The following is a 13,234-nucleotide window of genomic DNA, read 5'->3' as shown; positions in this document are numbered from 1 at the left end:
GAGCGAAGCCCCGGTGGTCGAGGAGCGAGCGTCTCGAGACCAGCACCGGCGACTGTTACTGAACGCTTGATCGAATGTGTTCGTCCTGGGTGGGGACAGCCGCCTCTGACCTGTGGAAACACCCCAGGGCTGTCGGTGGCGGGTGCTTGGATTGATGCATGGCCACCGACAAGGACACCACTACCGGGCACCCCGTGCCGTGCGGTGTCCGCGCCCTGTCGGCCTCGGTGTCGGCGTTGGCGGAGCGGCCCCTGTTCGCGTTGGACGCCGCCACCACCAGGGACACCATCCAGTCGCTGGCGGTGCTGGAAGCGAAGGTCGCCTCCTTCAGGCTCGCTGCCCTGGCCCACGCCGAGGAGGTCCAGGTCGGCGCCGAGACCGGGTGCACCTCGACCGGGGTGTGGGCCGCGAACGCGACCCGGTCGCAGAAGAACGTGTCCGCGGCCCAGGTCAGGCTCGCGACCGCGTTGGAGACCCGGTGGACGAAGGTCCGCGACGCCCTGGCGGCCGGGTCCATGAACGCGGAGCAGGTCCGGGTCGTGGTCAACGCGTTGGAGGACCTCCCCGACGACCTCGACGCGGGGTTGGTGACACAAGCCGCGGAGGCCCTGGTCGGGTCGCCGTCGAGTTCGACCCCACCGAGCTGAGGCAGCTCGGGACCCACATCCTGACCCTGATCGCACCCCAGGTCGGGGAGGAGATCGACCGCAAGAGGCTGGAGGCAGCCGAGGCGAGGGCGGCGCAGAAGCGGCGGTTCAGCCTGTCGTTCGACGGCCACGGCACCGCGCATGGCCGGTTCACCATCCCCGAGGCCCAGGCCAAGATGCTGCAGAAGCTCCTCCACGGGTTCGCTGCCCCCGGCCACGTCAACTGCACCCCCGATGAGTCAGGGGAGAAGCGGGAGTGGGTCAAGGGCCGCCCGTCACCCCAGAAGCTGGGTGAGGCGTTCTGCGAGCTGATCGAGAACTACCCCCGCACAAACGCCCCGAAGCTGGGGCGCACCGACGGCACGTTCATCACGACCACCACCTTCGACCTCCTCACCACCGCACTCGGGACCGCGACCCTGGACGACGGCACCCCGATGACCGCCGCCCAGGCCATGCGCCTGGCCTGCGAGGCGCGGATCATCCCCGTCGTCCTGGGCGGCAACGGCGAGGTCCTGCACCAGGGCCGGGCCCGACGCCGGTTCACCGCCGCCCAGACCTACGCCCTGCACGCCCGCGACAAGTCGTGCACCGCCAAAGGGTGCGACTGGCCACCGGGTCTGTGTCACGCCCACCACGACAAGAAGTTCTCCCAAGGCGGCAAGACGGACATCGAGGACGGACGCCTGCTCTGCCCCCACCACCACGCCAGAGCCCACGACCCCGCCTACGACATGAAGGTCCACGCCGACAACGAGGTCACCTTCCACCGGAGGACTAAGGCCGACCCAGCTCGGTCGATGGGTGATCTGCACTCACCAGGTGCACGGGGATCACCCATCGACCTGCGGAGGTTGGTCTCGAGACGCTCGGTCCTCGACCACCGGGCGCTGCGCTCGCTCCTCGACCACCGGGCGCGCTCGTCCTCGACCATCGGGGCCCGTCCCTGTCCGGAACCGTCACCTCGACGCGCCGCGAGCGTCATCTCGGCTGTCCGCGGGCGTCATCTCGGCGGAGGCGGGGTGCCCTAGGCTCGCGGCCATGGGCAAGCAAGAGGAGTTCGTGCTGCGGGCGCTCGAGGAGCGCGACGTGCGGTTCGTACGGTTGTGGTTCTCGGACGTGCTGGGGTCGTTGAAGTCGGTGGCCGTCGCGCCGGCCGAGCTGGAGTCGGCCTTCGAGGAGGGGATCGGCTTCGACGGGTCGGCGATCGAGGGCTTCGCCCGGGTCTACGAGGCCGACATGCTGGCCAAGCCGGACCCGACCAGCTTCCAGATCCTGCCGTGGCGTGACGAGGGCCCCTCGACCGCGCGGATGTTCTGCGACGTCGTGATGCCGGACGGGTCGCCGTCCTACGCCGACCCGCGCAACGTGCTGAAGCGGAACCTGGCACGGGCCTCCGAGCTGGGGTTCAGCTTCTACACGCACCCCGAGATCGAGTTCTACCTCTTCAAGAACGCCCCGGAGCCCGGCGTCGACCCGATCCCGGTCGACCGCAGCGGCTACTTCGACCACACCGCGCAGTCGATGGGCGCCGACTTCCGCCGCGAGGCGATCACGATGCTCGAGGCGATGGGCATCTCGGTGGAGTTCAGCCACCACGAGCACGGCCCCGGCCAGCAGGAGATCGACCTGCGCTACGCCGACGCGATGAGCACGGCCGACAACATCATGACCTTTCGCACCGTGGTCCGCGAGGTCGCGCTGAGCCAGGGCATCTGGGCCTCGTTCATGCCCAAGCCCTTCACCACCCACCCCGGGTCGGGCATGCACACGCACCTGTCGCTCTTCGAGGGCGACCAGAACGCCTTCTACGAGGCCGGGGCGGAGTACCAGCTCTCGCGCACCGGGCGTCAGTTCATCGCCGGCATCCTCAAGCACGCCCCCGAGCTGAGCCTGATCACCAACCAGTGGGTCAACAGCTACAAGCGGATGATGTTCGGCACCGAGGCGCCGTCCTACATCTGCTGGGGCCACAACAACCGCTCCGCGATGGTCCGGGTGCCGATGTACAAGCCGCTCAAGGGCCAGTCCACCCGCGTCGAGCTGCGCACCCTGGACCCCGCGTGCAACCCCTACCTGGCCTACAGCGTGGTGCTCGCGGCCGGGCTCAAGGGCATCAAGGAGGACTACGAGCTCCCCCGCGAGGCCGAGGACGACGTCTGGACGCTGACCGACCGCGAGCGCCAGAGCCTGGGCATCGACCCGCTGCCGGAGAGCCTCAAGGAGGCGATCCTGATCGCCGAGGACTCCGAGCTCCTCGCCGACGCCCTCGGCGAGCACGTCTTCGACTTCGTGCTGCGCAACAAGCGGGCGGAGTGGGCCGACTACCGCGGGCAGGTCTCCGCCTACGAGCGCGACACGATGCTGCCGGTCATCTGAGCCCGGCCCCGATGAGCCCCTCCACTGCTCGGACGCCGGGCGGGCGCGGGTCGCTGGCACGCCTCGGTTTCAGCGACCTCGAGGCCGGACGCCGGGACCTGGCGGCCCTGGAGCGGTACGGCCCCCCGCCGCCCGACGCGCTGCTGGCCATCCTGGGACGCACCGCCGACCCCGACGCCGCGACCGCCGCGCTGGTGCGGCTGCTCGAGGCGGCCGAGGAGGCCCGTGAGGGCGGGGGGCGGGTGCTGCACGGCGAGCTCGTCGACGACGAGGGGTTCGCGATGCGGCTGCTCGGCGTGCTGGGCGCCAGCGAGGCCCTGGCCGAGCACCTCGTGCGCCATCCCGAGCACGCCCTGGAGCTCACCGACCCGACCCTGGGCTCGACCCGGCCGCCGGCCTGGGCGCTGCGCGCGGACCTCCTGCGGTCGGTGGGCGCCGACCCGGGCGACGACCTCCCGGTCTCGACCTCACCGGACGCCGAGGCCGTGGACGCGCTGCGGGTGGAGTACCGCCGGCTGCTGCTGCGCCTGGCCGCCCGCGACCTGACCCACGACGTCGCCGTCGACGACGCCGCCGCCGAGCTGGCCGACCTCGCCGCCGGGACGCTCGAGGCCGCGCTGGCCGTGGCCCGCGTCCGCGTCGGCGAGCAGCACGCCCTGGCGCGGCTGGCCGTGGTCGCGATGGGCAAGTGCGGCGGCCACGAGCTCAACTACGTCTCCGACGTCGACGTCGTCTTCGTCCACGAGCCGGTCGAGGGCGCCTCTCCCGACGCCGCCACCCGCGCCGCCACCCAGGTGGCGTCGCAGACGATGCGGATCTGCTCCGAGCAGACCGGCGAGGGCACGATCTGGCCGGTCGACGCCAACCTGCGCCCGGAGGGCTCGGCTGGTCCACTGACCCGGACCCTGGCCAGCCACGAGGGCTACTACGCGCGGTGGGCGAAGGCGTGGGAGTTCCAGGCGCTGCTCAAGGCCCGCCCGGTGGCCGGCGACCGGTCGCTCGGCCAGGACTATCTGGACGTGGTCACGCCGTTCGTGTGGACCGCGGCCGACCAGGACGGGTTCGTCGAGGAGGCCCGGGCCATGCGCCGCCGGGTCGTCGAGCACATCCCGGCCCGGGACGCCGAGCGCCAGCTCAAGCTCGGCTCGGGCGGCCTGCGCGACGTCGAGTTCGCCGTCCAGCTCCTCCAGCTCGTGCACGGTCGGGCCGACGAGACGATCCGCGCCCCCACCACGCTCAGCGCCCTTGCCGACCTGACCCGGGGCGGCTACGTCGGGCGGGAGGACGGCGAGCAGCTGCACCGGGCGTACGCGTTCCTGCGCACCCTCGAGCACCGCATCCAGCTCCACCAGCTGCGCCGCACCCACGTGGTGCCGGACGAGGAGGTCGCGCTGCGGCGCCTCGCGCGCAGCATGGGCTACTTCAACGACCCGTCGGCGAGCCTGGTCAAGGCCTGGCAGGGGCACCGGCGCGAGGTGCGCCGGCTGCACGAGAAGCTCTTCTACCGCCCGCTGCTGACCGCCGTGGCGCAGGTGCCCGGCACCGAGGTCCGGCTCTCCTCGGCCGCGGCACGCACCCGGATGACCGCGCTCGGCTACGACGACCCCGAGGCCGCGCTGCGCCACCTCGAGGCGCTCACCGACGGCGTCTCGCGCACGGCCTCGATCCGCCGGACCCTGCTGCCGGTGATGCTGCACTGGTTCGCCGAGGGCCCCGACCCCGACGCCGGGCTGTTCCGCTTCCGTCGGATCAGCGAGGCCCTGCGCGAGTCCCCGTGGTACCTCACCACCCTGCGCGACGAGGGCGAGGTCGCCGAGCGGCTGGCGCACGTGCTCTCGACGTCGCGCTACGCCACCGACCTGCTCGAGCGGGAGCCCCGCGGTGTCCGGATGCTGCTCGAGGACCTCGCCCCGCGCTCCGCGGAGGACGTCGGCGACGAGATGGCGGCCACCGCGTCCCGCCAGGACGGCAGCGAGAAGGCGGTGCGCGCGATCCGTGTGGTGCGTCGCCGTGAGCTGTTCCGGATCGCGGTCGGCGACCTGCTCGGCCTCACCGACGTCGCCGACGTGGGGCGCGGGCTCTCCCGGCTCACCGACGCCACCCTGCAGGCCACGCTGGACGTCGTGGCCCGCGGGGTCGCCGCGCAGCGCGGCCTCGACGAGCAGCCCGCCCGCCTGGCCGTGGTGGCGATGGGACGCTACGGCGGGTTCGAGCTGTCCTACGGCAGCGACGCCGACGTCCTGTTCGTCCAGGAGCCGGTGCCCGGCGCCGACCCCGCCGCCGCGGCCGGGTTCGCCCAGGCGGTCGCCAACGACGTACGACGGCTGCTCGCCCAGCCGGGGGCCGACCTGCCCCTCGTGGTCGACGCCGACCTGCGGCCGGAGGGCCGGCAGGGCGCCCTGGTGCGCACGATCGAGTCCTACGCCGCCTACTACGCCCGGTGGTCGCAGACGTGGGAGGCGCAGGCGCTGCTGCGCGCCGACGCGGTCGTCGGCGACCGGGGGCTGCGCGACCGGTTCCACGCCCTGATCGACCCGGTTCGCTACCCCGCGGACGGGATCAGCGACGACGGGGTCCTCGAGGTCCGTCGGCTGAAGGCGCGCATCGACCAGGAGCGCCTGCCCCGCGGCGCGGACCCCCGGCTGCACCTCAAGCTCGGCCGGGGAGGGCTGGCCGACATCGAGTGGAGCGTGCAGCTGCTGCAGATGCGCCACGCCGGACGCGTCCAGGCGCTCCGCACGCCGCAGACGCTGGCCGCGCTCGAGGCCGCGAGCGAGGCCGGTCTGGTGGACCCCGACGACGCCGCGGTGCTGGCGGACGGCTGGCGTCTGGCCAGCAGGACCCGCAACGCGGTGACGCTGGTGCGGGCCAAGGGTGGCGACGAGCTGCCGCGCGACGTGCGCGAACGGGCGGCCGTGGCTGCGGTCCTCGGCTACCCGCCGGCCTCGACGGACGCGATGGTCAACGACTACCTGCGCAGCGCCCGCCGGGTGCGGACCGTGGTCGAGCGGGTCTTCTGGGAGTAGTTCTCCCGCGTCAGGGGGGCAGGTGGGGCTATCGTGACGACGTGGCCGAACCCGACGTGACCGGACCGGAGCCAGGGTCGCAGCGACCCGTCCGGGTCTTCCTCCTCGACGACCACGAGATCGTCCGCCGCGGCATCCGCGACCTGCTCTCCTCCGAGCCCGGCATCGAGGTCGTGGGGGAGTCCGGCTCGGCGGTCGAGGCGGTCGAGCAGATCCTGGCCCTGGCACCCGACGTCGCCGTCCTCGACGGTCGCCTGCCCGACGGGTCCGGCGTGGACGTGTGCCGCGACGTGCGCTCGGCCAACCCCGACATCGCCGCCCTGATCCTGACCTCCTTCGACGACGACGAGGCACTGTTCTCCGCGATCATGGCCGGCGCGGCCGGCTACGTCCTCAAGCAGGTGCGCGGCAACGAGCTGATCGACACCGTGCGCCGGGTCGCGGCCGGGCAGTCGACGCTGGACCCGGCGGTGACCACCGCCGTCCTCGAGCGGCTGCGCACCGGCGCCCAGCAGGCCTCGGCGATCGACCAGCTCACCGGCCAGGAGCAGAAGATCCTGGCCCTGATCGGTGAGGGGATGACGAACCGCCAGATCGCCTCGACGATCTTCCTGGCCGAGAAGACGGTCAAGAACTACGTCTCCTCGCTGCTGGCCAAGCTGGGGCTCGACAGCCGCACCCAGGCCGCCATCTTCGCCACCAAGAACCTGCCCGACCGGTCCTGAGCAGCGCGGGCGACGGGTGGAGCAGGGACCGGACCGGGAGCCGGTGACAGAGGGCCGTACGCACCGGTGGAGCCTGCTGCTCGAGGCCGTCATCGGCCTCGCGCGCACCGGGCAGGTCGACGACCTGCTGGCCCGCCTGGTGCACCTCGGGGCGTCCCTCGTCCGGGCCCGGTACGTCGTGCTCAGCGTCGTCGGACCGGACTCGGTCGAGCCGTCACGGCTCTTCATGGAGCACGGCACCGCGCCGCCGCCGGGGGAGGACCTCCTGGTGCCGGGGGCGTGGATGGAGGTCCCGGTCCGCGTGGGCGACCAGGTCTTCGGGCACCTGCGCCTGGTGGCCTCGACGACGTTCGACGAGGAGGACGAGGAGATCGTCGTCGCGCTCGCGGCGGCGGCCGGCGTCACCATCGAGAACGCGCGCCTGCACTCCGAGGCACGGCGCCGCGAGCGGTGGCTCGCCGCGACCGCCGAGATCACCGCACGCCTGCTGGAGCAGACCACCGAGATCGACGCGCTGCAGCTGGTCGCCGACCGCGCCCGGGAGCTCGCGGGCGCCACGGTCTCCTGGGTGATCTCCGGTGCCGACGAGGACGGGCTCGAGCTGCGCGTGGTGTCCGGGGCCGACATCGACATCGAGTACATGCGGACCCTGCCCCTGGACCAGTCGATGGCCCGGAGCGTGCTGAGCTCGGGTGAGCCGCTGCGCCTCGACGACCTCTCGCGCGACCAGCGGGTCTCCCGGCACGGGCTGATCCCCGGCTGGCCGCGGCTCGGACCGGGCATCGTGGTCCCGTTGCAGGCCGACGGCGCGCGCGGCGCGCTGGGGCTGGGCTGGGAGCCGGTGGACCGGGACCGGTTCGACCGGCTCGAGTCGGCGCTGCCGGCCGGGTTCGCCCAGCAGGCGTCGCTGGCGCTCAAGGTCTCCCAGGCGCAGGCCGACCAGCGCCAGCTGGCCGTCCTCCGCGACCGGGACCGGATCGGCCGCGACCTGCACGACGTGGTCATCCAGCGCCTCTTCGCGGTCGGCCTCGGCCTGGAGTCCATCGGACGGCTGCCTCCCGAGCAGCACGCGCAGCGCCTCGACGACGCCGTGGAGCAGATCGACGAGACGATCCGCGACCTGCGCACGGCGATCCACCAGCTCCGCCGTGCCGGTCAGACGCGCGACGTGCACGAGCAGGTCTGCGACGTGGTCGCGTGGTCGGAGCCGGTGCTGGGCTTCCGGCCCTACCTGCGCTTCACCGGGCCGGTGCGCACCGGCATCCCCGACGCGGTCGTGCCGGACCTGCTCGCCGTGCTGACCGAGGCGATCAGCAACGCCGGTCGGCACGCCCAGGCCACGACGCTGCGGGTCGAGGTGACGGTGCGCGACGACGCCGTCGTCCTGGTGGTGCGCGACGACGGCCGGGGCATCGGTGACCCCGAGCGCGACAGCGGACTGGGCAACATGCGCCACCGCGCCCTGCGCCACGGCGGCCGGCTCACCCTCGGCGGCGGCGTCGGCCAGGGCACGGAGGTGCGGTGGGAGGTCCCGCTGGCGCCGCCCCGGGCGCTGGCCTGAGGGCCGGTCCGCCTGGCCGGGCTCAGCCGAACGGCAGCGGGTCGACGCCGAGGCTGACCGCGCGGGCCCGCGCCGCGGTCAGCCGCCGCCGGTGGTGCTGGCGGCAGAGGACCTCGTACGCCACCTCGGGCTCGCCGGGCGCGCCCGGGCCGGGGGCCACCACGACGTCGCCCTCGACGTCGCCGACCACCACGACGTCGCCCTCGAGGACCATCACGCCGTCCTCGGTGCGGGCGTTGTGGGTGGCCCGCTTGCCGCACCAGCACAGCGCCTCGACCTGGAGCACGTGGGTGCGGTCGGCCAGCTCCACGAGCCGGGCGCTGCCGGGGAACAGCGAGGTGCGGAAGTCGGTGAGGATGCCGAAGGCGAAGACGTCGACCTGCAGCTCGTCGACGACCTTGGCCAGCTGCTCGACCTGCAGGGCGGTGTAGAACTGGGCCTCGTCGCAGACGAGGTAGTCGATCCGGCCGCCGCGGGTCAGCGAGTCCACCACGTAGCGCCAGAAGTCGAAGTCGGCCTGCACCTCGATCGCCTCGTGCGTGAGGCCCAGCCGGCTGGACAGGGTCGCCTCGCCGGCCCGGTCGTGGGCGGTGAAGATCCGCCCGGCGCGACCCCGGGCGGCGTGGTTGTGGTTCGTCTGCAGTGCGAGCGTGCTCTTGCCCGAGTCCATCGTCCCGGTGAAGAAGTGCAGTTCGGCCACGGGCGGGATCGTCCCACGGACCTCCCGCGCGGGCCGACTCGGGCAGGATGGGGCCGGTGCCCCCGACCCCGTTGCTGGACGTCCCCGCGCTGCGGGCGCTGCTCGCCCGCGACGACCCCCGCCGCCGAGGACCGCGCAGCCCCATCGTGCTCGACGTCCGCTGGCGGCTCGGGGACGCGCACGGGGCCGCCGCCTACGCCGACGGTCACGTGCCCGGGGCGGCGTACGTCGACCTCCCGACCGACCTGGCCGGGCCGGTCGCGCCCGACGGCCGGGGCGGCCGGCACCCCCTGCCGGACCCCGACCGGCTGGCCGAGGCGCTGCGTCGGGTCGGCGTCGAGGACGGCCGCCCGGTCGTGGTCTACGACGACTGGGCCGGGCGCGCCGCCGCCCGGGCGTGGTGGTTGCTGCGCTGGCTGGGCCACGGCGACGTGCGCGTGCTGGACGGGGGCTGGTCGGCGTGGGTCGCCGCCGGGGGAGAGGTCGAGCGGACGGCCACCGCCGAACGTCCCTCGCGCGGCGGGAGCTTCACCCCCCGCCCGGGGGCGATGCCGGTGGCCGACGCGGCGGAGGTCGCGCGCGGGGACGCCGTGCTCGTCGACGCCCGGGACGAGCCCCGCTACGCGGGCCGGCACGAACCGGTCGACGCCGTGGCCGGCCACGTGCCCGGGGCGGTGAACGTGCCGACGGGTGCCAACCTCGACGACGAGGGCCGGTTCCTGCCGGCGGCGCAGCTGCAGGAGACCTACGCCCGGGCCGGCGCCCTGGCGGGCGCACCCGTGGTGGCGTACTGCGGCTCGGGCATCACCGCCTGCCACGACCTGCTGGCCCTGGAGGTCGCCGGCGTCCCCGGCGCGTTGTACGCCGGCAGCTGGAGCGACTGGGTCAGCGACCCCGCCCGCCCGGTCGCGCGCGACGACTGACGACCGCCCGGCCGGTCGGTCGGTCGGTCGGCTACCAGTGCACGCCGCGGAGAACCCGGGCGAGCACGATCTGCTCGGTCTCGCGGACGCCGCCCTCGGGCACGGCCCCCTTGGCGGCGGCCGAGTCCGGGAAGACGTGGTAGGCCATGTTGAGCACCCGGAAGGCGGCCTTCGGGGCCACGGTGTGCACGACGGCGCCGGCGTTGCCGAGCAGCGTGTTGATCTCGTGCGGCCGGTCGACGACCGCCCGGATCACCAGGTCGGCGGCCTGGGCGGGGGAGATCGTGGGGAACTTGTCGTAGAGCTTGGTCGGCGCGATCATCGGCGTCCGCACCAGCGGCATGTGGATGCCGGTGAAGGTGACGCCGTCGCCGACCAGCTCGGAGGCGACCACGTTGCTCCAGGCGTCGAGCGCGGCCTTGGAGGCGACGTAGGCCGAGAAGCGCGGCGGTGAGGTCTGGACCCCGATCGAGCTGATGTTGACCACGTGGCCCGACCGCTGCTCGCGCATCAGGGGCAGCAGGCCCATCACCAGCCGGATCGCGCCGAAGTAGTTCAGCTGCATGGTGCGTTCGAAGTCGTGGAAGCGGTCCTCCGAGAGGCGCAGCGAGCGCCGGATCGAGCGGCCCGCGTTGTTGACGACCACGTCGATCGTGGGGAGGTCCTCGGCGAGCTGCGCGCAGAGGGTGTCGATCGCCTCGAGGTCCGAGAGGTCGCACGGGTAGACGTGGGCGGTGCCGCCACGCAGCTCGATCGCGGCCCGGGTCTCCTCCAGCTTGTCCTTCCCGCGCGCCACCAGGACCGGGATGCCGCCGGCCTGGGCGACCTTGAGCGCGACGACCTGGCCGATCCCGGAGGAGGCGCCGGTGATCAGCACGTGCCTGCCCTCGAGCGCCGCGCGCGCCTTCGGGTCGCGGGCGGTCGCGGTGTCGAGGTGCTCCTCCCAGTAGCTCCACAGCAGGGCGGCGTACGAGTCGAGGTCGGGCACCGCGATCCCGGAACCGGCGAGCAGCTCCTCGGTGCGTCGGGAGGCGAAGACGGCGGTGAACGAGGTGTGCGCGAGCACCTCGGCCGGCAGGCCGAGGCGGCCAACCGTCTGGTCGAGCAGGACCTGCGCGGGCGCGGTGCGGACGACCGCGTTGAGCAGGGAGGCCGGGCGCAGCGCCCGGGGGAGCAGGGGGCGGGAGGAGACCTTGGCCAGCCCGGACTCCACCGGGGTGCGGAACGTGGGCGCACCGGCCGCGGTGCCGAAGGCGTTGAACGCCTCGACCACCGGCTGCGGGTCGGGGTCGACGAGGTGGAAGGCCTCGCCGTCGTGACCGGGCAGGTGCGCGAGGTGGTCCATCGCGGCAGCGACGTAGTCGACCGGCACCAGGTTGGTGCGGCCCAGGTCCATCCCGGCCAGCGGCACCCAGGACGGCAGCGCGCCGCGGAGGGCCTTGAGCGCCGGGAAGAAGTAGTACGGCCCGTCGACCTTGTCCATGACGCCGGTCTCGGAGTGGCCGACCACGATCGCCGGACGGTAAACCCGCCACGGCACCGAGGACTCCTCGCGCACGATCCGCTCGGACTCATACTTGGTGCGGTGGTACGGCGAGGGCAGGTGCTGGCCCTCGGCGAACATCGTCTCGTCGAAGCGGCCCTGGAAGTCGCCGGCGACGGCCACCGACGACACCTGGTGGAAGCAGCCCGCGTCCAGCGCCTCGGCCAGGTCGAGGGCGTGCCGGGTCCCGTCGACGTTGAGCGCCTCGTTGGTCGCCGCGTCCGCCGTCATGTCGTAGATCGCGGCGAGGTGGAAGACGTGGTCGACCTCCCCGGCGTGCTCGGCCACCCAGGCCGGGTCGACGCCGAGGCCCTCCCGGCCGAGGTCGCCGAGGACCGGCACGACCCGGTCGCTGTCCCACCCGCGTCGCAGCGTGTCCAGGCGGTCCCGGGAGCCCTCACGCACCAGGACGAAGACGTCGCCCTCGCGGTTCGCGAGCAGCTCGGTGACGAGGTGACGACCGATGAATCCCGTGGCGCCGGTCACGAAGTACGACATGGGCGGAGGCTAGCGGGTCACGGGCTACTGGTCGCGTCCGCCGAACATGATCTCGTCCCAGCTCGGCACGGAGGCGCGGCCGCGTTTCTTGGTCACCGGTCGGCGGGGCGGGTCCTCCTCGTCGGGCTCGCCCCCCTGGTCGGCCGTCTGGTCGGCCGTCTGGTCGCCCGCGGCCGGCCCGCCCGCAGCCGGCCCGTCGGCTGCGGCCGGCTCGGATGGTGCGGGCGGCAGCGTCGCGGCGGGGGCCTCGACCCGGGCGGCCGGCTCGGCCAGCGGCACCTCGTCGGCGTCGGCACCCGTGGTCGGCACCGGGGAGTCGTCGGCGGGGACCGCCGGGGTGGTCGCGGTGTCGTCGTCGTCGCCGAGGACCGGCATCGCCGGCGCAGGACCGGACACGAGCTCGATCGCGTCGTCGCCGAGGGGCAGCTCGTCCTCGACCGGTCCGGTGGCACGCCGCCGGGCACGCGCGGCGCTGAGGTCGTCACCGGGGTTGCGCGGACCGGTGGTGGCGGGGGAGGCCGCGGCGGCGGCCGTGACCTGCTCGCCCACCAGCCAGCGGGCGTCGTCGTCGTCGAGGGTGACGTAGGAGCCCGGGGCGTCGAAGGTGAAGGAGGCGACGCCCTCGCGCCGGGTGGTGCGGTAGGTGCCGGTCAGCGTCCACCGGCCGTCCTCGCGCCGCCAGGCGTCCCACTCCACGGAGGACGGGTCGACCTGCTGGGTGCGCAGGTGGGTGGCGACCGCCTCGCCCAGGGTGCGCGCGCCGCCGGAGGACTCGCCGCCGCGGCGCAGCGACGACTTCTGGGCGCGGTCGGCGACGTGCTGGCGCTCGGCCATGACCGGGCCGGCGAAGGCCATGATCTTGTCGACCGTGGTCTGGGCGGCCTCGGCCACCGCCTCGGGTGACTCCCCGGCCCGGATCCGGGCCTGGATGTCGCGGGGACGCAGGGTTGACTCCATGGTGATCTCCAACTGGCCGAGGCGTGAGGTCTCTCCGCGCAGGGCGGCTCGCAGGCGTCCGTCGAGAGCGAGGGTGAACTCGTCCCCGGCGTCGTCGACGAGCAGCAGACGGGTCCGGTCGTCGCTCACGCCGACCAGGGTCAGCTGCGGCACGCGTCCCACCTCCCCTGCCGGGCGTGGTGCCCGGCGCCTGCTCGTCGTCGTCCCACGGTGCGGCGAGCCTACGCCAGCGCGGCGGCGTTGCCTGCGCGACGTCACCGGACGGGTGACAGAGG

At 73.7% G+C, this 13,234-nt stretch carries 8 protein-coding genes and 1 pseudogene; 6 read left to right on the top strand and 3 right to left on the bottom strand.

Annotated elements, in window-relative coordinates; translation table 11 throughout:
* The first annotated feature begins 158 nt into the window (after positions 1–158).
* From ENKNEFLB_RS12960 to ENKNEFLB_RS12940, 5 genes and pseudogenes are all read left to right on the top strand, one after another.
* Positions 159–1,678: pseudogene (locus tag ENKNEFLB_RS12960) on the top strand (HNH endonuclease signature motif containing protein).
* Between the two features lie 10 nt (positions 1,679–1,688).
* A complete protein-coding gene (locus ENKNEFLB_RS12955; protein WP_160006765.1) occupies positions 1,689–3,026 on the top strand; it encodes a glutamine synthetase family protein in 1,338 nt (445 codons plus the stop codon).
* 11 nt (positions 3,027–3,037) lie between these two features.
* Positions 3,038–6,052 (top strand): bifunctional [glutamine synthetase] adenylyltransferase/[glutamine synthetase]-adenylyl-L-tyrosine phosphorylase, encoded by a 3,015-nt coding sequence (locus ENKNEFLB_RS12950; protein ID WP_214055796.1) that lies wholly within the window; start codon positions 3,038–3,040, stop codon positions 6,050–6,052.
* 41 nt (positions 6,053–6,093) lie between these two features.
* The gene (locus tag ENKNEFLB_RS12945; protein ID WP_246535532.1) at positions 6,094–6,777 is read left to right on the top strand and encodes a response regulator; all 684 of its coding nucleotides are present in this window, start codon (positions 6,094–6,096) and stop codon (positions 6,775–6,777) included.
* Between the two features lie 16 nt (positions 6,778–6,793).
* Positions 6,794–8,338 (top strand): GAF domain-containing sensor histidine kinase, encoded by a 1,545-nt coding sequence (locus tag ENKNEFLB_RS12940; RefSeq protein ID WP_214055795.1) that lies wholly within the window; start codon positions 6,794–6,796, stop codon positions 8,336–8,338.
* Positions 8,339–8,360: 22 nt separating this feature from the next.
* On the opposite strand, the gene ENKNEFLB_RS12935 is transcribed toward ENKNEFLB_RS12940, so the two are convergent.
* The gene (locus ENKNEFLB_RS12935) at positions 8,361–9,038 is read right to left on the bottom strand and encodes a thymidine kinase (protein WP_214055794.1); all 678 of its coding nucleotides are present in this window, start codon (positions 9,036–9,038) and stop codon (positions 8,361–8,363) included.
* A 47-nt stretch (positions 9,039–9,085) separates the two neighbouring features.
* Between ENKNEFLB_RS12935 and ENKNEFLB_RS12930 the strand changes: the two genes are divergently transcribed.
* A complete protein-coding gene (locus ENKNEFLB_RS12930) occupies positions 9,086–9,961 on the top strand; it encodes a sulfurtransferase (protein ID WP_214055793.1) in 876 nt (291 codons plus the stop codon).
* Between the two features lie 31 nt (positions 9,962–9,992).
* On the opposite strand, the gene ENKNEFLB_RS12925 is transcribed toward ENKNEFLB_RS12930, so the two are convergent.
* Together ENKNEFLB_RS12925 and sepH are read right to left on the bottom strand one after the other, a co-directional pair.
* Positions 9,993–12,002, bottom strand: coding sequence for an SDR family oxidoreductase (locus ENKNEFLB_RS12925; RefSeq protein WP_214055792.1), 2,010 nt, complete (start codon positions 12,000–12,002; stop codon positions 9,993–9,995).
* Between the two features lie 24 nt (positions 12,003–12,026).
* Positions 12,027–13,112 carry a septation protein SepH gene (sepH, locus tag ENKNEFLB_RS12920; protein ID WP_214055791.1) on the bottom strand — a complete coding sequence of 362 codons (1,086 nt, stop codon included), beginning with the start codon at positions 13,110–13,112 and terminating at the stop codon, positions 12,027–12,029.
* Positions 13,113–13,234: the final 122 nt, after the last annotated feature.

Origin of the sequence: Nocardioides aquaticus (assembly GCF_018459925.1) — a bacterium.
Lineage (GTDB): Bacteria > Actinomycetota > Actinomycetes > Propionibacteriales > Nocardioidaceae > Nocardioides > Nocardioides aquaticus.
The sequence above is the reverse complement of the archived record's forward strand: the minus strand, read 5'-3'. Positions and strand labels throughout refer to the sequence as shown.

Bases quoted from the DNA above. Each gene is read 5' to 3' on its own strand.
- ENKNEFLB_RS12950 (WP_214055796.1), top strand. From the start codon at position 3,038: ATGAGCCCCTCCACTGCTCGGACGCCGGGCGGGCGCGGGTCGCTGGCA.
- ENKNEFLB_RS12930 (WP_214055793.1), top strand. From the start codon at position 9,086: ATGGGGCCGGTGCCCCCGACCCCGTTGCTGGACGTCCCCGCGCTGCGG.
- ENKNEFLB_RS12925 (WP_214055792.1), bottom strand. From the start codon at position 12,002: ATGTCGTACTTCGTGACCGGCGCCACGGGATTCATCGGTCGTCACCTC.
- ENKNEFLB_RS12955 (WP_160006765.1), top strand. From the start codon at position 1,689: ATGGGCAAGCAAGAGGAGTTCGTGCTGCGGGCGCTCGAGGAGCGCGAC.